This is a genomic window from Methylobacterium sp. J-026 (assembly GCF_022829585.1).
Lineage (GTDB): Bacteria > Pseudomonadota > Alphaproteobacteria > Rhizobiales > Beijerinckiaceae > Methylobacterium.
Window position 1 is genome coordinate 20,983 of the sequence record NZ_JAKSYC010000305.1, and the last position, 21,601, is coordinate 42,583.

The 21,601-nt window shown below is 72.7% G+C and carries 21 protein-coding genes; 9 read left to right on the forward strand and 12 right to left on the reverse strand.

Going from position 1 to position 21,601, the window contains the following annotated elements; translation table 11 throughout:
• Nucleotides 1–23: 23 nt before the first annotated feature.
• The 9 genes from MKK69_RS25920 to MKK69_RS25960 are packed head-to-tail and all read right to left on the reverse strand — an operon-like array spanning nt 24 to nt 8,366.
• Nucleotides 24–1,184 carry an NAD(P)/FAD-dependent oxidoreductase gene (locus MKK69_RS25920; RefSeq protein WP_243972723.1) on the reverse strand — a complete coding sequence of 387 codons (1,161 nt, stop codon included), beginning with the start codon at nt 1,182–1,184 and terminating at the stop codon, nt 24–26.
• A complete protein-coding gene (locus MKK69_RS25925) occupies nt 1,181–1,804 on the reverse strand; it encodes a hypothetical protein (RefSeq protein WP_243972724.1) in 624 nt (207 codons plus the stop codon). Before MKK69_RS25925 ends, MKK69_RS25920 begins: the two co-directional genes overlap by 4 nt.
• Nucleotides 1,801–3,198 (reverse strand): NAD(P)/FAD-dependent oxidoreductase, encoded by a 1,398-nt coding sequence (locus tag MKK69_RS25930; protein WP_243972725.1) that lies wholly within the window; start codon nt 3,196–3,198, stop codon nt 1,801–1,803. The genes MKK69_RS25925 and MKK69_RS25930 overlap by 4 nt, the downstream gene beginning before the upstream one ends.
• Nucleotides 3,195–3,515, reverse strand: a complete 321-nt coding sequence (locus MKK69_RS25935) for a (2Fe-2S)-binding protein (RefSeq protein ID WP_243972726.1) — start codon at nt 3,513–3,515, stop codon at nt 3,195–3,197. Before MKK69_RS25935 ends, MKK69_RS25930 begins: the two co-directional genes overlap by 4 nt.
• Nucleotides 3,496–4,623 (reverse strand): NAD(P)/FAD-dependent oxidoreductase, encoded by a 1,128-nt coding sequence (locus MKK69_RS25940; protein WP_243972727.1) that lies wholly within the window; start codon nt 4,621–4,623, stop codon nt 3,496–3,498. Before MKK69_RS25940 ends, MKK69_RS25935 begins: the two co-directional genes overlap by 20 nt.
• The gene (locus tag MKK69_RS25945) at nt 4,620–5,420 is read right to left on the reverse strand and encodes an ABC transporter permease (RefSeq protein WP_243972728.1); all 801 of its coding nucleotides are present in this window, start codon (nt 5,418–5,420) and stop codon (nt 4,620–4,622) included. Before MKK69_RS25945 ends, MKK69_RS25940 begins: the two co-directional genes overlap by 4 nt.
• Nucleotides 5,417–6,301, reverse strand: coding sequence for an ABC transporter permease (locus MKK69_RS25950; protein WP_243972730.1), 885 nt, complete (start codon nt 6,299–6,301; stop codon nt 5,417–5,419). Before MKK69_RS25950 ends, MKK69_RS25945 begins: the two co-directional genes overlap by 4 nt.
• The gene (locus tag MKK69_RS25955) at nt 6,298–7,359 is read right to left on the reverse strand and encodes an ABC transporter ATP-binding protein (RefSeq protein ID WP_243972732.1); all 1,062 of its coding nucleotides are present in this window, start codon (nt 7,357–7,359) and stop codon (nt 6,298–6,300) included. The genes MKK69_RS25950 and MKK69_RS25955 overlap by 4 nt, the downstream gene beginning before the upstream one ends.
• Nucleotides 7,359–8,366, reverse strand: coding sequence for an ABC transporter substrate-binding protein (locus MKK69_RS25960; RefSeq protein ID WP_243972734.1), 1,008 nt, complete (start codon nt 8,364–8,366; stop codon nt 7,359–7,361). The genes MKK69_RS25955 and MKK69_RS25960 overlap by 1 nt, the downstream gene beginning before the upstream one ends.
• Before the next feature lie 219 nt (nt 8,367–8,585).
• On the opposite strand from MKK69_RS25960, the gene MKK69_RS25965 reads away from it, so the two are divergent.
• Together MKK69_RS25965 and MKK69_RS25970 are read left to right on the forward strand one after the other, a co-directional pair.
• Nucleotides 8,586–9,470: a LysR family transcriptional regulator gene (locus MKK69_RS25965; RefSeq protein WP_243972735.1), complete on the forward strand. Its 885-nt coding sequence runs from the start codon at nt 8,586–8,588 to the stop codon at nt 9,468–9,470.
• A gap of 458 nt (nt 9,471–9,928) precedes the next feature.
• Nucleotides 9,929–10,567, forward strand: a complete 639-nt coding sequence (locus tag MKK69_RS25970) for a class I SAM-dependent methyltransferase (RefSeq protein WP_243972737.1) — start codon at nt 9,929–9,931, stop codon at nt 10,565–10,567.
• Between the two features lie 79 nt (nt 10,568–10,646).
• Here the strand turns inward: MKK69_RS25970 and MKK69_RS25975 are convergent, their stop codons facing one another.
• Nucleotides 10,647–12,086 (reverse strand): carotenoid oxygenase family protein, encoded by a 1,440-nt coding sequence (locus MKK69_RS25975; RefSeq protein ID WP_243972744.1) that lies wholly within the window; start codon nt 12,084–12,086, stop codon nt 10,647–10,649.
• Nucleotides 12,087–12,455: 369 nt separating this feature from the next.
• Here MKK69_RS25975 and MKK69_RS25980 point away from each other — a divergent pair, with 369 nt between their 5' ends.
• The 6 genes from MKK69_RS25980 (at nt 12,456) to MKK69_RS26005 (ending at nt 20,179) form a co-directional block, all read left to right on the forward strand.
• Complete coding sequence (locus MKK69_RS25980) at nt 12,456–13,451, forward strand: SDR family oxidoreductase (RefSeq protein WP_243972746.1); 996 nt, start codon at nt 12,456–12,458, stop codon at nt 13,449–13,451.
• A 511-nt stretch (nt 13,452–13,962) separates the two neighbouring features.
• Nucleotides 13,963–15,582 carry an ABC transporter substrate-binding protein gene (locus MKK69_RS25985; RefSeq protein WP_243972748.1) on the forward strand — a complete coding sequence of 540 codons (1,620 nt, stop codon included), beginning with the start codon at nt 13,963–13,965 and terminating at the stop codon, nt 15,580–15,582.
• Between the two features lie 4 nt (nt 15,583–15,586).
• Nucleotides 15,587–16,558: an ABC transporter permease gene (locus MKK69_RS25990; RefSeq protein ID WP_243972750.1), complete on the forward strand. Its 972-nt coding sequence runs from the start codon at nt 15,587–15,589 to the stop codon at nt 16,556–16,558.
• Between the two features lie 2 nt (nt 16,559–16,560).
• Nucleotides 16,561–17,388 (forward strand): ABC transporter permease, encoded by an 828-nt coding sequence (locus MKK69_RS25995; RefSeq protein WP_243972752.1) that lies wholly within the window; start codon nt 16,561–16,563, stop codon nt 17,386–17,388.
• The gene (locus tag MKK69_RS26000; RefSeq protein WP_243972755.1) at nt 17,385–19,001 is read left to right on the forward strand and encodes an ABC transporter ATP-binding protein; all 1,617 of its coding nucleotides are present in this window, start codon (nt 17,385–17,387) and stop codon (nt 18,999–19,001) included. Before MKK69_RS25995 ends, MKK69_RS26000 begins: the two co-directional genes overlap by 4 nt.
• Nucleotides 18,998–20,179, forward strand: a complete 1,182-nt coding sequence (locus tag MKK69_RS26005; RefSeq protein ID WP_243972757.1) for an amidase — start codon at nt 18,998–19,000, stop codon at nt 20,177–20,179. The genes MKK69_RS26000 and MKK69_RS26005 overlap by 4 nt, the downstream gene beginning before the upstream one ends.
• 275 nt (nt 20,180–20,454) lie before the next feature.
• Here the strand turns inward: MKK69_RS26005 and MKK69_RS26010 are convergent, their stop codons facing one another.
• A complete protein-coding gene (locus MKK69_RS26010) occupies nt 20,455–20,640 on the reverse strand; it encodes a hypothetical protein (RefSeq protein WP_243972759.1) in 186 nt (61 codons plus the stop codon).
• Between the two features lie 25 nt (nt 20,641–20,665).
• On the opposite strand from MKK69_RS26010, the gene MKK69_RS26015 reads away from it, so the two are divergent.
• Nucleotides 20,666–20,899 (forward strand): hypothetical protein, encoded by a 234-nt coding sequence (locus tag MKK69_RS26015; RefSeq protein ID WP_243972761.1) that lies wholly within the window; start codon nt 20,666–20,668, stop codon nt 20,897–20,899.
• 33 nt (nt 20,900–20,932) lie between these two features.
• On the opposite strand, the gene MKK69_RS26020 is transcribed toward MKK69_RS26015, so the two are convergent.
• Nucleotides 20,933–21,220 (reverse strand): hypothetical protein, encoded by a 288-nt coding sequence (locus MKK69_RS26020; protein WP_243972762.1) that lies wholly within the window; start codon nt 21,218–21,220, stop codon nt 20,933–20,935.
• Nucleotides 21,221–21,601: the final 381 nt, after the last annotated feature.

Consider the following 21,601-nt stretch of genomic DNA (forward strand, 5'->3'; position numbering starts at 1 on the left):
GTGTCCTTCCGTTTGCGGGGGTTCTAACCGGCGGGCTGGAGCAGCGCCGACTGGGTCTCGGGCACGGCGCCCGGCTGGCCGAAGCGGGCCGGTGCGAACGCCGCGATGGGGTGGTGCGCGGCGCCGTCGAGCAGCAGGCCGGCGACGATCTCGCCGACGAGGGGCGCCAGGGCGAAGCCGTGCCCGGAGAAACCGAAGGCGTGCACCAGGCCGTCCGCCACGGCGGATCGGCCGATGACCGGCAGTTCGTCCGGCGTGACGCCCTCGATGCCGGCCCAGGCATGCACGATCCGCGCGCCGCGCAGGATCGGGAACAGGTCGAGGGCCGTGCGCGCCGAGTAGGCGAGGCGCGGGACGTCGAGTTGCACCGCGCCCGTGTCGAGATCCGCGTGCCCCTTGTGGCCGCCGCCGATCATCACGTGGCCGCTCTCGGACTGCTTGAAGGACAGGGGCCGGCCGGTCGCCCCGACCACCGGTGCCAGGAACGCCGGCCGCGCGTCGGTGAGCAGCATCTGGAAGGCGTTGAAGCCGAGGGGGATCGGCTCCCCGGCCGCGCGGGCGAGGCGGCCGCCCCAGGCGCCCGCGGCGTTGACCAGGAGGGGCGCGGCGTGCGCCGCGCCGCCGCGGGTCCGCAGGTGCCAGCGCCCGGCACGGCGCTCCACGGCGGTGACGCGCGCCTCCTCGACGATCTCGGCTCCGGCGGCCCGCGCGGCGCGGCCGAAGGCGAGCGTCGTGCGCAGGGGGGCCGCGAAGCCGTCGCGATGCGCGACGATGCCGCCGACGACGTGCTCGGCGACCGCGGGGAGCAGCCGGCGCACGGTCGCGGCGTCGGCCAGTTCCTCGTGCGTCCAGCCCCCGGCCTGCAGGCGCGCGACCCGTTCGGAGAGGAGCGCGAGTTCCGCCCGGTTCTCGGCCACCCGGACCTGCCCGGCGGCATGGAAGCCGCAGCCGTCGCCGACGAGGTCCGCGATCCGGTGCCAGCGCGCGACCGCCTCCAGGGCGAGCGGCACCTCGGCGATGTGGCGGCCCAGCGTGCGCACGCCGCCCGCCGAGTATCCCGAGGCCTGGGCCGCGACCCGTCGGGCCTCCAGCACGCGGACGCGTCGACCGGCTCGGGCGAGGAACAGGGCGGCGGACAGGCCGTGCAGGCCGCCGCCGACGACGAGGATGTCGGGATCGGTCATGCGAGCGCGCCTTCGTCCCCCTGCGGCGGGACCGGCTCCGGCAGGGTCGCGGCGAGGCCGGCCAGGGCCGCGAGACCGACGGGCCGGGCCGGCACCACCGCGCCGAGGATCGCACCCTGCGCGAGCGCGGCCCCGGTCCGCCCGGGTCCGGCGGGCCGTTCGAGCAGCGCCGCGAGGGCGACCGGATCGAGCCGCGTCACGGCGGGGTCCGCGGCCGACGGCGGCGACGGCTGGATCGGGGGCCCGGCGCGCAGGGCGCGGGCCGCGGCGACCGCCTGCCGCTCCGCGGCCCGTGCCGTCGCCGCGCCCGCGACGCGGCCGGCCGCCCCAATGCCGGGCACGCTGGTCCGACCGTCCGCGTCGGTGCGCACCCGGCCGTCCGAGATTGCGCAGCCGAGCGCCGCGAGCAGCAGCGGCTCGTCGGCGCAGACGAGCAGGACGTCGAACGGCTCCGCCCAGACCCGCCCGTCGCCCTCGACCCAGACACGGCCGGGCTCGGCGTGCCAGGCCGTGGCGTCGGGCCGGGCGATCAGGACGGCGCCGGGCAGTTCGGCCAGGGCGGCGCGACCGGCCGGGCCGCCGCCCACGATCACCGCGCGGGGGGTGTCCGCGGCGCTCACGCGGTCAGCTCCGGCATCGCGTCCGGCCGCCCGTTGGCCAATTCACCCACCGTCATCGGCTTGAACGGCGCCCGCGGGCGCAGGGCGCCGACCGTCTCCATGGAGGCGCCGCGGGTCTCGGCAATCAGCCCGGCGACGACGGTGCCGCACATGCGGCCCTGGCAGGGGCCCATGCCGGCGCGCAGATACGCCTTGACCTGGTTCGGGCCGGCGGCGCCCAGGCGCGCGGCCCCGCGGATTTGCCCGGCCGTGATCTCCTCGCAGCGGCAGACGACCGTGTCGTCGGCGGGGGCGAGAATGCCCGCGGCGGGGCGGTAGAGACGGTCGAGGAAGGGCCTGAGCGCCAGGGCCGCGCGCTGCGCGCGCCGGGGCTCCGCGGCACGGGCGTCGCGGGCGGCGGCGTCCAGCCGGCCGAGGCGGAGGGCCGCGTCGAGGGCGGCGAGCCGTCCGCCCGCCGCGGCGGCCTCCCAGCCGCCGATGCCGCCGCCGTCGCCCGCCACGGCCAGGTTCGGATGGCTGGTGGCGCCCCAGGCATCGAGGCGCGGCCGCCAGCAGAGCTGCAGGTCGTCCCAATCGTGGTCGAGGCCCAGCGCCCGGGTGATGTGGGTCGACGGGATCACCCCCTCGTGCAGGAGGAGCGTGTCGCAGGGAAGCACCTGCTCGCGGCCCCCCTGGCGCCACCGCACCGTCGAGACCCGGCCGTCGCCCTCGGCCCGCAGGTCGCGGACGTTGCGGACCACGGTGAGGCCCCGCGCCCGGGTCTCGCGCATCAGGGCGATGCCCTTCGTCAGGAGCCTGCGGCCGGTCCAGAGGCCGCCCGCCCGCAGGGCGTCCCGGAGGGCGCCGCCGGCGCCGGTCTCGAGCAATGTCAGCCGTTCGACCCCGGCGCGCAGGAGTTGCACGGCCAGCAGCCAGCAGAGCGGCCCCTGCCCGGCGATCACCACGGATCCCTCGGGCACCGCGCCGGCGGTCTTGAGCAGGATCTGGGCGGCGCCCGCGCTCATGACGCCCGGCAGCGTCCAGCCGGGGATCGGCACCGGCCGCTCCTGGGCGCCGGTGGCGAGGAGGACGCGCCGTGCCTCGATCTCCGCGGTGGCGCCGGCCGAGGCCACGGACAGCAGGCCGGCATCCGGGTCGAGGTGCCAGAGGGTGGTTCGCGGGCGGTAGTCGATCCCCCGGGCCGCGCGGAATCGCGCCGCCAGGGCACCGCCGGAATCGAGGAACTCGCCGGCGAGCGCCGGGTCCCCGGAGGCGGCCTCCACCGCCCGGAAGACCTGGCCGCCGGGGGCGGGCTGCTCGTCCAGCACGGCGACCGAGAGGCCGAGGGCGGCGGCCTCGATGGCGGCCGCCATGCCGGCCGGGCCGGCGCCCACGATGGCGAGATCATGGCTCATGCGGCGTCCTCGATCCGCGCCGCGCGGGCGCCGCGCTGCGGCTCGATCCGCATGCCCGGGGCGACCGGCACGAGGCAGGACTGGCGGTTGGCCACGCCGTCGATCTCGGCGAGGCAGTCGAAGCAGGCGCCGATCATGCAGTAGGGCAGGCGCGGCGCGCGACCGACCGGGGTGGTGCGGATCGCGGGCAGGCCGGCGAGCAGGACCGCGGCGGCCGCGGAGGCGCCCTCCGGCACGCGGACCGGCCGGCCCGCGACGAAGACCTCCACCAGCCGGTCCCCGGGGGCCGGACGGGCCTCAGGCCGCCTTCTGAACATCGAAGCGTCTCGCGCTGAAGGGGGACAGGTCCGGCGTGAGCGCGCCGGCCGCGATCATCGGGGCGAGCAGGCCGGCATGCGCGCCGGCGAGCGTCACCCCCGAATGGCAGTTGGCGATGGTCGCGCCGGGGTAGCGCTCGGATTCGTCGTAGATCGGCTTGCCGTCCGGCGACATGACGCGCAGCGCCGCCCAGGCCCGGACGATGTTGAGCTCGGCGATCCACGGGAAGGTCTGGACCGCGCGTTGGGCGATGGCCCGCATGATCGCGGGGGTCTGGGTCAGGGTGTCGAAGCCCATGTCCTCCTTGCTGTCGCCCAGCAGCAGCGAACCCTCCTCGGTCTGGCGGACGACATGGGTCGGCAGGGCGAGCACCTGCCGGGTGCGCTCCGTGACCAGGATCTGCCCGCGCTCCGGCCGCAGGGGGGCGGACAGGCCGACGAGGGGCGCGAGCTCGGCATTGCCGAGGCCGGAGGCCAGGACGAGGCGCGGGGCACGGACGGTCTCCGCCCCGATCTCGACCGTGAAGTCGCGCGGGGCCGCCGTGACGGCCGTGACCTTGGCGTTCGGCCGGTAGAGGCCGCCCAGATCCTGGAACGCCGCGTGCAGCGCGCGCAGGAGATGCAGGGGGCTCGCGTGGCCGTCATAGGGCGTCCACGAGGCGCCCACGACCTGCGGCCCGAGACCCGGCACCAGGTCGCGCAGCTCGGCGGCCGGGATCATGCGGTATTCGTAGCCGGCATTGCCGGCCTCCCGGCGCAGCTGGCCCATCAGCGCGTCGCGCTGGGCCATCTCGTCGTCCGAGAAGCAGAAATGCAGCCCCCCCGGCTGATGCAGCCCGACGCCGATGCCGGTCGTCTTGAGGAGATCGGCGGCCAGTTCCGGCCAGGCCCGGGCCGAGGCGTGGGTCCAGTGCTGATAGTGCGGCGCGCCGAGGCCCTTCGACTGGACCCAGACCAACCCGAAATTGCCCCGGCTCGCCCGGTGGGCGACATCGCCCTCGTCGAGCATCACCGTCGACAGGCCCTGGCGCTGCAACCCGTAGGCGATGGCCGCGCCGACGAGGCCGCCGCCGATCACGATCGCGTCCTGCATCTGTTGTGCGGTCATGCGCGGCGCTCCCCGGTGAGCAGGCGGTCGATCGGGTAGAAGCGATCGAGGCCTAAGAGGACCAGGGCGGTGACGACGATCAGCGCCGCCGAGACCGACGCGACCAGCGGGTCGGTCATCTGGTCGATGTAGTTGAACAGTTGCACCGGCAGCGGGTTGGCGGCGGGCGAGGCCAGGAACAGGCTCACCGTCAGCTCGTCGAAGCTGGTGACGAAGGCCAGGATCCAGCCGCCCGCGAGGCCGGGGGCGATCAGCGGCAGGGTCACGCGCCGGAACACCGTGAGCCGGTCGGCGCCGAGGCTCTCGGCGGCGCGCTCGATGCGCGGATCGAGACCTGACAGGCCGGCGCCGACGAGGCGCAGCATGTAGGGCGTGATCACGATGACATGGGCCGCCACGAGGCCGGCGAAGCTGCCCGACAGGCCGAACCCCGAGAAGAAGCGCAGCAGCGCGACGCCGAGCACCACGTGCGGGATCATCAGCGGCGAGGCGAGGACCGCCACCAGGGTGCCCCGGCCGGGGAAGCGCCAGCGGGCGATCGCCAGGGCGGCCGGGACCGCGATCAGGGCCGAGAGGGTCGCGGCCGTCACGCCGAGGCGGGTGCTGTACCAGAAGCTCTCCAGGAAGCGCGGGTTGTCGCCGATCGCCCGCCACCAGCGCAGCGACAGGCCGTCGAACGGCAGGGCGAGGTAGCCCTGGCCGGTGAAGGACACGGCGATCACCACCAGCAGCGGCGCCAGGATGAAGGCCAGGAACAGGGCGTGGAAGGCCAGCGCCAGGGGGCCGTTGCGGCTCATGCCGGGCCTCCCTGCGCGACCTCGCCGAGGCGCCGCAGCGCCCGCTTCTCGACGAGCCGCGTCCAGAGGAGCGTGGCGAGGAGGATCGCCGCCATCAGCACCGTGGCGAGCGCGGCGCCGAGCGGCCAGTTCAGGGTGTTGAGGAACTCGTTGTAGGTCATGCTGGAGACGACCTTCAGGCGCTTGCCCCCCAGCATGGCGGGGGTCGCGAAGGCCGAGGCCGAGAGGCAGAACACCATCAGCGCGCCGGCCATGACGCCCGGCATGACGTTGGGCAGCACGACCCGGGTGAACACCGTGAACCGCCCGGCCCCGAGGCTGGTGGCGGCGCGCTCCAGCACCGGATCGAGCCGGCCGAGGCTCGCCCAGACGGACAGGACCACGAGCGGCACCATCACGTGGACGAGGCCGACCACCACGGCGCCCTCCGTGAACATCAGCCGGAAGGGCGCCCCGGGCACGTGGAGGGCGGTGAGCGCCTGGTTCACGAGGCCGTTCGTGCCGAGGAGCACCATCCAGCCGAAGTTGCGCACCACCACCGAGACCAGCAGCGGCCCGACCACGACGAGGAGCATCGGCCCGCGCCAGCGCGGGTCCATGCGGTGGATGATCCAGGCCTCCGGCACCCCGACGAGGAGGCAGATCAGCGTCGTCAGCCCGGCGATGCGGAAGGTCCGCGCCAGGGCCTCGCCGAACAGCGGATCGGTGAAGAGATCCTGGTAATTGGCGAGCCCCCAGCCGGGCAGCACGCCCTTCTCGAAGTCGAAGCCGTGCAGGCTCAGGGCCAGCACGCCGGCCAGCGGCACGAGCAGCGCCCCGGCATAGACGAGGGCGGAGGGCGCCGTCAGCAGCGCGGGGGTGAGGCGGTCGAGGCGGGTCATGCCGGCTCCAGCCGCCGCAGGCTGTGGGCGTCCCAGTCGAGCGTCACCGCGGCGCCCTCGTCGAGGGGCGTCGCGCCGGTGTTCTGCGCCATGACCGCAAAGGCGCCCAGCGCCGTCTCCACCGTGTAGAGCCAGAACCCGCCGAGGAAGAGCCGCGCCTGCACGCGCCCCTCGAGGCCGGGCGGACTCTCGGGCGCCCGCTCGCAGCGGATCCGCAGGCGCTCGGGCCGGATCGTCAGGAGGATGTCGCCCTGGCGGTCGGCGAGTTCCGGCGGTAGGCAGAAGCGGTGCCCCGCGGCCTCCGCGTGGCCGGAGGCGGCCCGCGCCGGCAGCCGGTTGCTGCGGCCGAGGAAGTCGGCCACGAACGCGTCGGCCGGGATGTCGTAGGCCTGCCAGGGGGCGTCGATCTGGACGACCCGGCCGCCCTGCATGATCGCGACCCGGTCGCACAGGGCCATGGCCTCGGCCTGATCGTGGGTGACCAGCACCGTGGTGACGCCGATCCGGCGCTGCAATTCGCGCAGCTCGACCTGCATCTCCTCACGCAGCTTGGCGTCGAGGTTCGAGAGCGGCTCGTCGAGGAGCAGCAGGCGCGGCTCGACCACCAGCGCCCGCGCCAGGGCGACGCGCTGCTGCTGCCCGCCCGACATGTTGCGCGGGAAGCGCTCGGCGAGGTGCCCGAGGCGGACCTGCGCCAGCGCCTCGGCGACCCGCCGGCCCCGCTCGGGCCTCGGCACCCGGCGCATCTCCAGACCGAAGGCGACGTTCTCCGCAGCCGTCATGTGCGGGAACAGCGCGTAGGACTGGAACACGAGGCCGATGCCGCGCTGGGCCGGCGGCGTGCCGGTCAGGTCGCGCCCCTCCATCAGGATGCGGCCGCGGCTCGGGGCCTCGAAGCCGGCGATCATCTGCAGCGTCGTGGTCTTGCCGCAGCCGGAGGGCCCGAGCAGGCCGAGGAACTCGCCGGGCGCGACCGAGAGGCTGACGTCGCGGACCGCGGTGACGGTGCCGTAATCCTTGCCGAGACTGTCGAGCGTCAGGAAGGCGGGCGCGGTCATCAGCGCTCGACCTGCCGCTGCCATTGCCGGGTCCAGTCGGCGCGGTTGCGGTTGACCACGTCCCAGTCGAGGCCGATCAGCGATCGCACCTGATCCTCGCCGTAGATCACGCGGTCGGCGACCTCCGGCGGCAGCTTGGTGGCGCGGTTGGTCGGGCCCGCCCCGTACTGCGTGGCGAAGGTCTCCTGGACCTTCGGCGAGACGAGATAGGCCAGGAACTTGTCGGCGAGCGCCGGCTCCGGGCTGCCGGTGATGGCGCAGCCCGCCGTCATCAGGACGACGGCGCCCTCCTTCGGCCGGGCGATGGCCAGGGGAAAGCCGGCCTGCTGCATGGCCGCGACCCGGGACGAGCCCCAGACGGCCAGCCAGATCTCCCCCGACTGGAACATCTCGCTCATCTTGCCGGGGCTGCTCTCGTAGGCGAGCACGTTCGGGTTGATCTGCTGGCGCATCACCTTCAGCCCCGGGGCGATGTCGCTGTCGCTGCCGCCATGGATGCGGGCCATCATCGCCAGGGTGTGGACGCCGTAGGTGTTGTCGATGCCGGGGATCGCGATCCGCTGCCGGTAGTCCGGCCGGGCGAGGTCCATCCAGGAGGTCGGCACCTGGAAGCCGCGCTCCTTGAACAGCTTCGTGTTGTAGGCGATGCCCGTGAAGCCGAAGCCGGTGCCGACGGCGTGGTCGTCGCCCAGGACGGCGATCGGGTAGACCGCGTCGCGCACCGCGTCCGGGAGCTTCCGGCACAGGCCGAGGGACACGGCCTGCACCATCGGGCCGTCGTCGAGCACCGCCACACCGACCGTCTGGTTGCCGCGCTGCGCCTGCATCCGGGCGAGGTTGTCGGAGGAGTTGCCGGTCAGGTAGTCGATCCGGACATCGTTCTCGCGCTCGAAGGCCGGGATCACGCTCGTGCGCATGATCTGCTCGTAGCTGCCGCCGTACCCGGCGACGGTGAGGCGCGGCTCGGCCGAGGCCGGGGATGCCGCCCCGGCGAGCGCGGCCGCCATCGCGGTAAGAAGACCCAGTATCGGCCGCAGCATTGCTTTGCCCCCGTGAGCAATCGGAAAGCTGTTCGTGAGCAAGAAGCGGGCAGGGCGCTCCTGTTCTGAGCATTTCCGCCACGTATCAGTCCCGAATGCTGATCAACGTGCGATCTCTTGACGAGGGAGGCAAATTCATAATTTTTGCCGTTTCATTCCTCACGGTAGCGAGAGGCGGGATTTTCGATGACGCCGAGCCGGCTCCGCCAGTTGGAAGCGTTCCGCGCGGTCATGCAGAGCGGCTCGGTCAGCCGCGCGGCGCAGCGGATGTATCTCTCGCAACCGGCCGTCACGAAGCTGCTGCGCGGCCTGGAGGACGAGACCGGGCTGCCGCTCTTCGACCGCTCGCGCCGCCACCTCCAGCCGACGCCGGAGGCCGTGAAGCTGGAGGGCGCCGTCGCGACGCTGTTCGCGGCCGCCGACCGCCTGGATCGCACCATCGACGACATGCGCGGAATCGGGAGCGGCGAATTGCGCGTCGCGGCCATGCCGCTCATGGGGCTGTCGCTCATCCCCCGGCTGCTGGCCCAATTCGCCACCGACGTGCAGCCCGTGCGGATCTCGCTCGTGGTGGCGAGTTCGCGCGAGGTCTATGATCTGGTGCAGGCCGGCAATGCCGATCTCGGCTTTGCCCTGCCGGTCGGCCGCAGCGCGCTCGTGGCAGCCCCACCGATCGAACTGCCCGGGCTGGTCGTCCTGCCGCCCCGTCATCGCCTGGCGCGCAACAAGGTCGTTCCGCTCTCCGAGCTCCACGATGAGCCCTACATCTCGCTCGGTCGCCAGTATCGCCTGCGCGATCAGGTCGACGAACTCTTCACCAACAACGGCGTCACGCCCCGGCTCGTCGCGGAGACCCAGAACGCGGCGGCCGCCTGCGCCATGGTCGCCGCGGGCCTCGGCTTCACCATCGCGGAGGCCGTCACCGTGCGCGCCCTGAAGGGACAGGTCATCGCGCGCAGCCTGCGGCCGACGGTGACCTACACGGTCACCGTCCTGGGCAGCCCGGGGCACCCGCTCTCGTCCACCGCGCTGGGCTTTCTCAAGCTGGTCCGCGGCGAATTGAGCAACTGACGTCGGATCGGGCCCGGTGGGCGCGCGACGCTCGATCTGGGCCTCGCTACGGATGGGCTGTTCCGCTCGAATCCTTGATCGCAGGCCGCCGCCGCGTCAGCGGGATCGGCTCTGACGGCACAGGCCCTCGACCCGCCTGGCGGGGCGTGGCCGGTTTCGGCGCTCGCTGACGGAACAACCGTTCGCGTGATACCCCGGGCTCCAAGTCCGGCGCCCCGTCCTGAGGGCTCTCGTCGGCGGCCGATTAAGTCGCACGCCGTGGCGCCCCGTGAACCGGACGATCCGGATATCCTGTGGGCGTTGCCGCGGGTGACGACGAGCGACCGCGCGGCGCCTGTCGCGGCCCGGCGGGAGGACGTTGTGGATCGCCGCGCCGCGCGCCCTCGACGACGCGGTCCCCGCGCGGATCCCAGGCCGTCGGGCGGCGCATATCCGGATCGGACAGGAAGGCGGTACCGATGACGACCCAGGATCTGTCGGACTTCCCGCGGGAGGCCTTCGCGAAGCACGATCGTGATCCCGATCCCCTGTTCTACGCCCAGCCGCGCTTCGTCACCCATATCGACGCCGCCGCGATCGCGGCCGTGACCGAGATCTACAGGACGGTCGTCCCTGCGGGCGGTGTCGTCCTCGACCTGATGTCGAGTTGGGTCAGTCACCTGCCGGACGAGGTCGCCTACGCCGGCGTCATCGGTCACGGCCTGAATGCCGCGGAACTCGCCGCCAACCCGCGCCTGACCCGGCATTTCGTGCAGGACCTCAACGCCGACCCGCACCTGCCCCTCGACACGGCCTGCGCGGATGCCGCCCTGGTCTGCGTCTCGGTGCAGTACCTGCAGCAGCCGGTCGCCGTCCTGTCCGAGATCGCCCGCGTGCTGCGCCCGGGCGCCCCGGTGGTGATCAGCTTCTCGAACCGCCGCTTCCCGACCAAGGCGGTGGCCATCTGGAACGCCCTCGACGGCGCGGGACATGCGCGCCTCGTCAGCCTGTATCTCCAGCGCGCCGGCTTCGCCGATCTCGACGTGCGCGTCCTGAAGCCGGAGGGAGGGGCCAGCGACCCCATGACGGCGGTGATCGGCCGGACCGCCGCGGCCTGAGGGGCCCGGCGGCCGGTCCGGACGGGGCGGTCGTGGGGGATCGCGTTCGCCGAAGACCCCGGTCGCCACGGATGGCCGGTCAGGCCGGGGGGCGGGTCGGGAACCAGTTGCCGTGGAAGCCCGGCGGGATCCGGTGCGCGAGGCGAACGCGGGCGATGGGCGGGGCCTCGAACGATCGGGCGTCGAGGATGACGAAGTCGGTCGTGTCGTTCGCGGTGTCGATGACGAACCCGACGAGCCAGCCTTCGTCCTCTGCGGCCCCGGCGCGGGCCGGCACGAAGACGAACTCCCCCGGGACGCGGTCGGCACCGAAGGCGTGCACCCGGCGGCCACCGGTCTCCAGATCGTGCTTGTAGAGCTCTGTCGCCCCGGCCAGCTGCGTGTTGCCGTCGGCGGGGACACTGACGGTGTAGACGTACCGGTGGCGCTGCCCGAGACGCCGCTCGTCGATGCGGGGGAACTCCTGCGCCGCGGGGTCGAGGACCCGCCGCGCGACCCGCTTCGTGCCAGGGTCGATCGTCCAGCGTTCGAGCCGGCCCGGCCTGTCGAGCCCGCCCCCGGCCGAGGCGAACACCGTCTCGTAGGCGACCACGTCGAGGATCACCCGCCCATCCGCGTCGTCGTAGGCGTTGGCGGCGTGGAACACGAAGCACGGTTCGACGGCGCACCACACGATGTCGGCGCCTTCGCCCTGCCGGGGCAGGAGGCCCACGCGGGCCCCGTGGCCGGGGTTCCAGCGGAACGGGAAGCGGTAACCGGCGAGCAGGGCCCGCAGCGAGAAGGTCACGGGCAGATCCAGGCCGATCGCGAAGCGCGCCGTGATCGCGCAGTCGTGGATGCAGGGGCCGTGCGCGACCGCCACCGGCACGTCCCGCACGACCCGCCCGGTCGGCGCGACGACGACGTGGCGGACGCTGTCCCAGACGCGGCCGTCATAGGCGATCGCGTGGGTCTCGCCGGTCAGCGGGTCGCGGTGCGGGTGTCCGGTGAAGGACCCGGCGAGCGTCCCATCGAACGGGTTGTAGCGCTGCACCTCCAGGTCCTGCGCGAGTTCGACGGGAAAGCTGCCGGCCTCCACCACGGCGAAGATCCGGCCGCCGATCTCGACCACGTTGGTGTTGACGGTGTCGTTGCCGCCCCGGCGCGGCCCGGACGCGGCGGGACGGCCCAGCGCGGCGGCCGCGGTGCGCGAACCGATCCAGCGGTTGCGATACCACAGCGCTTTGCCGCCCTCGATCGCGAGACCGTGCACCATGCCGTCGCCGAGGAACCAATCGTGGCCCCGCCTCGCCGGGCGGACGGGGTTGGCCCCCATCTTGAGGTAGAGGCCGTCGAGCCCGGGCGGGATCGCCCCGGTCACGGCGAGGTCCCGCAGCGTCAGCTCTTCCCGCATCGGTTCGTGAACGCCGACCACGAAGGGGTTCTGCGTTCCGGGCAGGCGCAGGCGGTTGCAGGCCGCCACCAGGGCGACGCCGCCCTCGAGGGCGGCGCGGACAGCCGACTGGACGGGGTTCGGCATCGGCAGCGATTCCGGGGAAACGTGGCAGACCGGGATCTAGTCGGGCGGGGCGCGCCCGGTTCCCGTCGGGGAGGGATCCGAGGACCGATCCGGCCCGCACGCTGACCGAGGCCGAGCCCCACGCGCGCCACGCCGGGCTGTGCCGTCGAGGCGGCGGATGTCGGGTGCCCCTGACCCTCCTCCGTCGTCGCGACGGCGGCGGCGCGAAGGTCGGTCAAGTCGGGGCGATGCACAAGGGCGACGCGCCGCCCCGCCCGCGCGGTCCCTGACGTCTCTGCCGCGCCCGACGACCGGCGGTGACTCTGCCGCAGGAACACGACCGTCCCGCCCCGGTTCGCTGACCGAGATCGATGGACGGGGATGCGAGACATGGCGCAGATACGCGGATCGACGGTGGTGATCACCGGCGCGTCGAGCGGCATCGGACGGGCCGCCGCCTACGCCTTCGCGGCCAGAGGCGCGCGCGTCGTCCTCGCGGCCCGCCGTGCCGATGTGCTCGACGATATCGTGCGGGAGATCCGAGACGCGGGCGGCGCGGCCGTCGCCATCCCGACGGATGTGACCGATTCCGACGCGGTCTTCGCGCTGGCGGAGGGCGCGCGCCGGGCCTTCGGCGGCATCGACGTCTGGATCAACAACGCGGGGGCCGGCGTGTTCGGGCCGCTCCTGGACGCGCCGCTCGCCCTGCACCGGCAGACGATCGAGATCAACCTGATGGGCGCGATCCACGGTGCCTACGCCGTGCTGCCGCACTTCCGGCGCCAGGGGCACGGCACGCTGATCAACACCATCTCGATGGGCGGCTGGGCGCCGACGCCGTTCGCGGCCGCCTACACCGCGAGCAAGTTCGGCCTGCGCGGCTTCTCGGCGAGCCTGCGCCAGGAACTCGCCCGCCACCGGCACATCCACGTGTGCGGGGTGTTCCCGGCGATCGTCGACACGCCCGGCCTCGAACACGGGGCCAACGTCACGGGCAAGACGCTGAACCCGGGCCACCTCTACTACGCGCCGGAGGACGTGGCCGCGACCTACCTGCGCCTGGTCCGGCACCCGCGCCACGAGACGGCGGTCGGCTGGCCCGCCCGCCTCGCCCAGGCCGGCTACGCGCTCGCGCCCGCGCTGACCGAGCGCATGATGGGCGCCGGGTTTCGCTTCGCCCTGGACCGTGCCGACCCGGGGCCGCGGACCCACGGGGCGCTGGAGAAGCCGATCCCGCAGGGAACGGGCGCCGATGGCGGCTGGCGGGCGCGCAAGGGTGTCCCGTCGGCGGGGACGATGAGCGCCGGGCTGGTCTGGGCCGGCGTCGGTGCCGCCGCGCTGCTCGGCCTCGCCCTCGGCACGCGGAGGTTGGGACAGCGGAGCTAGCCGCATCCGCTCGGACGATCCGCCGGCACCGATGGGCCGGGCCTAGGGACGCCCTGCCGAGCCCCGGGCCGTCCGCACCCGGCCCGACCGAGCCGGAGGACCGTCGGCGGGACTCGATCGAGGATGCGGCCCCCTGCGGGGAAGCAGGCCGTGAGCGTTCGCGCATGAGCGAGGCCATTGTTTCGCGAATTCCACATCGAAGATCGCCCTGAGCCCCCGACGAAGACTGGGATTCCGGCTTCGCGCCCGCCGCGGACCCGCCTCGGGAAGAAGGATCTTCCGAGGCGGCTCTGCGTCCGCTCCGCCGACGCGCCGCCCCTAAGGATAGGCCGTCGCCAAGTCATCGGACATCGCGCGCGAAATTTTGGAACATCTCGCCAGCTCTGTCGGCGCGGCCGGCGGGAACTGATAAGAAGAGACTCTGACCTGTCGGCGTAATGAACCCGTCAAGTCTTCTCGTGCGTGGCACGCGTGTTGCTAAAACGGTGGGACGCCTGAGGAGTCTTCCGGCTTGCCCCCTTCGTTCAACGTGACCGATCTCTCCCGCCGCACGGTGCTGGCGCTTCCCCTCGGGCTCGCGGCCGCCGCGAGCGGCGCGCGCGCCGCCGAGCCGAGGCGTGGGGGCACGATGGTGATGATCGTGCATCCCGAGCCCTCGACCCTGGCCCATTACGCGGTGTCGGCGGGCAACATCCCGCCGATCGCCACGCAGGTCTACGAGGGGCTGTGCACCTACGACTGGGACCAGAATCCGCAGCCGAACCTCGCCAAGGCCTGGGACGTCGCCCCCGACGGCAGAACCATCACCTTCACACTTCAGGAGGGCGTGACCTTCCACAACGGCAAGCCGTTCACCAGCGCCGACGTGCAGTACTCCTTCATGGAGATCCTGAAGAAGTACAATCCGATCGCCCCGGTCATGCTCGCGGAGCTGGTCGCCGTCGACACGCCGGACCCGATGACCGCGGTCCTGCGGCTCGCCAACCCGGCCCCCTACATCATGAAGGCGCTCTCCGGGCGGGACCTGCCGATCCTGTGCCGCTCGGTGTTCGAGGGTACGGACGTCCTGCAGAACCCCAGCGCCAACAAGCCGATCGGGACCGGTCCGTTCAAGTTCGTGAGCTGGGAGCGGGGCCAGTCCGTGCGCCTGGACCGCAACGCGGCCTACTGGAAGCCGGGCCTGCCGTATCTCAACCGGATCGTCGCCCGGTTCATCCCGGACGCGGCCACCCGCTCGGCGGCGATGGAGGCGGGTGAGGCGCATTTCGCCGGGTACAGCGCGGTCAACTACGCGGACCTCGCCCGGATGAAGACCAACCCGATCCTCGACCTCACCACCAAGGGCTACGAGATGACGCCGGCCCAGAGCGTCCTGGAGCTGAACGGCCGGCACCCGCAGCTCCAGAAAAAGGCGGTGCGCCAGGCGATCGCCTACGCCATCGACCGCAAGGTCATCCTCAGGGACGTGATGTTCGGCTACGGCCTGCCGGCCACCGGACCGCTCAGCCGCAAGTTCAAGACCGCCGGCCTCTACACCGACGACGTGCGCCAGTACGACGTCCCGGACCGGCTCGACATCGCCAACCGGCTGCTCGATGAGGCCGGCGCCCCGCGCGGCCCGGACGGGACCCGCTTTGCCCTGCACCTGGAGGTGAATTCCTTCGGCGAGCAGTGGCTGCGGCAGGCCGAGTACCTGAAGCAGGCCCTGGCCATCGTGGGCATCGACGTGACGCTCCGCTCGGAGGACACCGCGACTTGGCTGCGGCGGGTCTACACGAACTACGATTACGACCTGAACGAGCCGTTCCTGAGCCAGGGCGTCGACCCGGTCTACGGGCTCAACAAGCAGTTCCTCACCAGCCAGATCCGCAAGGGCGTGACCTTCGTCAACGACACCTTCTACGCGAATCCCGAAGTCGACCGCCTGCTCGGCGAGGGCGCGCGCGAGCCGAACCCGGAGAAGCGGGGCGCGCTCTACAAGACGGTCCAGCAGATCCTGGCCGAGGACAGCCCGATGATCTGGCTCATCGACGTGCAATACGTCAGCGTCTTCAACCGGCGCCTCAAGGACCACACCACCGGGCCCCTCGGAACCCAGCAAGCCTTCGAGCGGGCCTGGATGGACACGTAGTCCCGTGCGGCTCGCGCGTTTCCTCGGCTACCGGCTGCTGCTGGCGATCCCGGTAGTGCTGGGCATCGTGGTGCTCAACTTCTTCCTGATCCACCTCGCGCCCGGCGATGCGGCCTCCGTACTGGCCGGCGAGAGCGGGGCGGCGAGCCCCGAATACATGGAGCAGCTGCGGCACAAGTTCGGCCTCGACCGGCCGCTCCTGGCCCAGTTCGGCGTCTACCTGCTGAACATGGCCCACCTCGATCTCGGCTACTCGTTCCGCAACGACAGCCCGGTGGCGAGCCTGATCGTCGACCGGCTCTGGCCCACCGGCCTGCTGATGCTGACCGCCTTCGCGGCCGCGTTGCTGATCGGGACGCTCCTCGGCCTCGTGGCCGCGACGGGCCGCAATTCCTGGCGCGACGGGATCATCTCCCTCCTCAGCCTCGTGGCCTACGCGACCCCGGGCTTCTGGCTCGGGCTGATGATGATCGTGGTGTTCGCCATCCGCCTCGGCTGGCTGCCCACCAGCGGCTACGACACGGTCGGCGCCGACAACGAGGGCTGGGACGAGGTCTGGGACGTCGGCCGCCACCTCGTCATGCCGGCCGTCGCCCTCGCGCTGTTCTACCTCGCCGTCTACGCCCGGGTGATGCGCGCCTCCGTGCTGGAGCAGATCGGCATGGACTACGTCACCACCGCCCGCGCCAAGGGCCAGACCGAGGCCCGGGTGATGACCGGGCACGTCCTGCGCAACGCGCTGCTGCCGGTGGTCACCATGGCGGGCGTGCAGGCCGGCAACCTGATCGGCGGCTCGATCGTGGTCGAGACCGTCTTCGGCTGGCCCGGGATCGGCACCCTGGCGTTCAACGCCCTCCAGTCGCGCGACCTCAACCTGCTCCTCGGCATCTTCTTCGTCTCGGCCTGCCTCGTGGTGGTGATCAACCTCGTCGTCGACCTCGTCTATGTCGGCCTCGATCCGCGGATGGAGCTCTAGCGATGCGCACGGCCCTGGCGCGGTTCGCGCGCAACCGCCTGGCGCTCGCCGGGGCGGCGGTTCTCGTCGGACTGGTCGTCCTCGTGGCGCTCACGCCGCTGCTCTATCCCGGCGACCCGTTCCGCCTCGTCGGCCCGGCCCTCCAGCCGCCGGGCCGGTCGTTCCTGTTCGGCACCGACACGCTGGGGCGGGACGTGGCCGCCGAGATCGCCTACGGCGCCCGCACCTCCCTGATCATCGGCCTCAGCGCGACCGGGGCTGCGATCCTGCTCGGGACCCTGATCGGCGGGCTCGCCGGCTATTACCGGGGCGGCGTCGAGGTCGCGCTGATGCGGCTGACGGAGTTCTTCCAGACGATCCCCGCCTTCGTGCTGGCGATCCTGATCGTGGCGATCCTCTCGCCGTCGCTCGGCAGCGAGGTCGTGGCCATCGTGGCCGTCTCCTGGCCCGGCATAGCCCGTCTCGTGCGCGGGGAGTTCGTGGCGCTCGGCGGCCGCGAATTCGTCCTCGCCTGCGACGGCCTGGGCGCGGGCGACGCCCGCATCGTCTTCCGCCACATGCTGCCGAACTGCACCTCGGCGATCATCGCGGTCGGGACGCTGCTCATCGGTACGGCGATCCTGATCGAGGCGGGGCTCGCCTTCCTCGGCCTGGGCGATCCGAACGTGATGAGCTGGGGGCTGATCATCAGCTCGGGCCGCGCGGTCCTCCGGTCGGCGTGGTGGATCTGCACCTTCCCCGGGCTCGCGATCCTGCTGACCGTCCTCGGCATCAACCTCGTCGGAGACGGGCTGAACGAGGTCCTGAACCCGAGGCTGCGAGAGCGATGAGCGACGCCGTCCTCGAGATCGAGAAGCTGACGATCACGCTGCCGCCCGGCGCGGACCGGCCGCACGCCGTCACCGATCTGGATCTGGTCCTGCGCCCCGGCGCGGTCACCTGCCTGATCGGCGAGAGCGGATCGGGCAAGTCGATGGTGGCCCGTGCGATCCTCGGGCTGCTGCCGGGGCCGCGCGTCCGGGTGGCCGGCGGCCGCATCCAGTTCGAGGGCGATGATCTCGCGGCGATCACGCCGCGGCGGATGCGCGGCGTCCGGGGCGCGCGCATCGCGATGATCTTCCAGGAGCCCATGACGGCGCTCAACCCGCTCCACACGATCGGGCGCCAGATCGACGAGGTCCTGCGCATCCACACCCCGCTCGGGCGCGGTGCCCGCCGGACGCGCATCCTCGCGCTCCTCGACAGCGTCCACTTGCCCGACCCGGCCCGGCTGCTGCGCGCCTACCCGCATCAGCTCTCGGGCGGCCAGCGCCAGCGGGCGATGATCGCCATGGCGCTGGCGCTAAACCCGCGGCTGCTCATCGCCGACGAGCCGACCACGGCGCTCGACGTCACCACGCAGGCGCAGATCCTCCACCTGATCCGCGCCCTGCAGCGCGAGCACGGCACGAGTGTCCTGTTCATCACGCACGATTTCGGCGTCGTGGCCGACATCGCCGACACGGTGGCGGTGCTGCAGAAGGGCGTCCTGGTCGAGCAGGGGCCCGCGGCCGCGGTGCTCGGGGCGCCGCAGCATCCCTACACGCGCGCCCTCATCGCCGCCGTGCCGAAGCTGGCGCCGCCGCCGCGCCGGGCCGCCAGCACCGCCCCCCTGGTGGTCGAGGCCCGGAACGTGGAGAAGACCTACGGTGCCCGGGGCCTGTTCGGGGGCCGCGTCATCCGCGCCCTCGACGGCGTCGACGTCACCCTGCGGCGGGGCGAGACCCTGGGGCTCGTCGGCGAGAGCGGCTCGGGCAAGAGCACGCTCGCCCGGGCGATCACCCGGCTGATGCCCGTCGACGGCGGGGAGATCCTCCTCGCCGGGCACAGCGTCGCCGAACTGAGCCGCCGCCAGATGCGCCCGCACCGGCGGCGCGTGCAGATGGTGTTCCAGGACCCCTACGGCTCCCTCGACCCGCGCCAGCGCGTGATCGACATCGTCGCCGAGGGGCCGATCATCCACGGCACCGAGCCCGGGACCGCGCGGGCCGAGGCGCGCGCGATGCTGGCGCTGGTCGGCCTCGACCCCGCGGCGGCGCAGCGCTACCCGCACGAGTTCAGCGGCGGCCAGCGCCAGCGGATCGGCATCGCCCGGGCGCTCGCCATGAAGCCCGAGATCCTGGTGGCCGACGAGCCGGTCTCGGCCCTGGACGTCTCCGTGCAGGCGCAGGTCCTGGCGCTGCTCGCCGACATCAAGGCGCGGCTCCATCTCAGCATGCTGTTCGTGACCCACGATCTCCGGGTCGCGCTGCAGGTCTGCGACCGGATCGCCGTGATGCGGGCCGGCCAGGTGGTCGAGGTCGCCCCCACGGCCGAGATCTTCTTCGCGCCCAAGCACCCCTACACCCGGGCGCTGTTCGCCGCCGTGCCCGGCGCCCAGTGGCAGGAGCCGATCCCCGCATGACGCCCGAGCAGCCCCTCTCCACGGACCCGTTCCTGCCCGGGCCGCGGGCCCGCGTCGCCGGCGCCGCGACCGGACCGCTCGCCGGCCTCGCCTTCGCCGTCAAGGACCTGATCGACGTCGCGGGCTTCCCCACGGGGGGCGGCAATCCGGACTGGCCGCGCGTCTACCCGACGCCGGACCGCCACGCCGGCGTGGTGCAGGTGCTGCTCGATGCCGGCGCCTCGGTCGTCGGCAAGACGGTGACCGACGAGGTCTCCCTGGGGATCCTCGGCGAGAACGCCCATGACGGGACGCCGTTGAACCCGGCGGCGCCGGACCGGGTGCCCGGCGGCTCGTCGAGCGGCTCGGCCTCGGCGGTGGCCGCGGGCGCCTGCGACTTCGCGTTGGGGACGGATACCGGCGGCTCCGTGCGCGTGCCGGCGAGCTTCTGCGGCCTCTACGGGATCCGGCCGACCCACGGCCGGATCGACTTCGCCGGGATCTGCGTCCAGGCGCCGAGTTCGGATACCTGCGGCTGGTTCGCCCGGGACGCGCGCACCTTCGCGCGGGTCGGCGAGGTCCTGTTTGGCCAGGCGATGCCGGACCACCTGCCGCACACGCTGCTCGTGGCCGCGGACGCGCTCGGCTTCGCCGACGCGGCGGTCCAGGAGGCGCTGGCCCCGCAGATCGACCGCCTGGCCGCGCTGATCGGCAATCGCCGCGACGTGACGCTGGCGCTGCAGGGCCTGTCCGTGTGGCAGCGGGCGCAGCGCGTCCTGCAGAGCAGCGAGGCCTGGCAGACCTTCGAGCCCTGGCTCGATAGCTGCAACCCGCGCCTGGCCTTCTCGGTCGCCCGGTCCCTGATCCAGGGCGCGACGATGACCGATGCCGAGCGCAGCGCCGCCAGCCTGATGCGGATCGAGGCCCGGGCCCGCCTCGCGCGGCTGCTTCCCCCCGGCACCATCCTGTGCCTCCCGACCACCCCGTTCCCGGCGCCCCGGCGCGGGCTGCCCCTCGGCGCGCTGCACCCGCTGCGGGAGCGCATCGCGTGCCTGACGAGCCACGGCGGCCTCACCGGCGTCCCGCAGGTGAATCTGCCGGGCGCGCAGGTCAACGGCGCTCCGCTGGGGCTGTCGATCATCGGGGGGCGCGGGACCGACCTCGACCTGATCCGCACCGCGGTCGCCCTGGAGGGCTGAATGGACGTGACCCTGATCCGCCCCGCGGTATGCCATGACCGGGCGTGACGACGGCTCCCGTCCGGGATATCGCCGACGGCCGACCGCCTTCTCGGGGGCTGCGGCCGCCGAGACCACCGTCGGGGTGTTCGCACGGAACGCGGCGGTTCGGGCGTGCGGGAGGCGTCGATCCAATCCCCGAGGCTGCGGAACGCCCGCACCCCGCCCTTCGACGCCGCCGCGGGTGTCGGCGCGCGCGACGGCGCCGGTCGCGCACTGATCGATCCCGCCGCGGGTCAGACCGGAGACGTCATCCGCTCGGCATCGGCGACGACGGCTTTCACGCGCGCGTCCAGACCTGCCTTCAGGGCAATCCACCGCTCCCGGCCTCTTCCGGGATTGGTCGCACGCGCGGTGCTCTGCATCGGTCCGAGACGCGCCACCATGATAATGCCCGCCAATTGCAATGAATCCGGCAACACGTCAGTCGCTCAGGATTCTGTGCCAATGTCGGACGAATTCATCCCGTTCTGGAGATTGTTGGTCTCCGCGGAAGAACAGCTTCAGTGGGGCATCGAGCCGGAGACCATGGAGGATACGGCCCGAACGCTCGCGTGCCGGCATCCGGGCAGCGCATTGGCCGAGCGGCTGATGGCGCGGGCGGCCTATGTCAGGGTCATGGGCGCGCGCATGCCGAGCCACGGGACACGGACGGCGTCCGCACCCCCGCGAGGGGCCTGAGCGCCACGGATCGCCCCACGGGCGAGACGGGGCTCAGGCGACCCTGTGACGGTCCGCCGGGGCCTGCGGCGCCGGAGCGGCGGCATTGGCCTGATCGGTCAAGGTCCGAAGGGCCGCCACCATCGCGTCGGCCTGCGCGTCCAGGGTCGGCGTGGCCTGACCGTCGCGGCTGCCGCGCCACACCATCAGGAAGCTGGCCAGCACGGCCGCGGCGCTGGCCACGAACGGTGCGGTGATCAAGGCGGCGAGCGGACTGACGGGCCCCAGCAGGGCGGCCGTCGCCACGCCGCCGCCGAGTGCTGCCACGACCAGGAAGAGCATCGGAGCCTCGCCCGACAGAGGGAGCCGACCCCATCGGTCGGCCCCTGTCCCGCCAATAGGATGAATTCGTTACCGACCGATTAACGACAAGGTCTACGGTCAGCATAGATCTTAGCAATTCGGGTTCAGGCGAAGCTTCGAACCCATATCCCAACGACGTGACCGCAATCCGCAGGTCCCGAGCGGGATCGCGCCGCCATACGTCCCGGAGGCAGCCGGCCCGGGCATTGTCGACGGTCGAGCCGGGCCCGGCAACGCGGACGTTCCTGCACAGGACAGGGCTATCGGGCCATCGATGACCCGCAACACCCCTTAAGATTTCGCAAACCGCGGCGAGAGACATGCCGGATCTCGCCGCACTGCAGCGAAGGCACCGGGGGC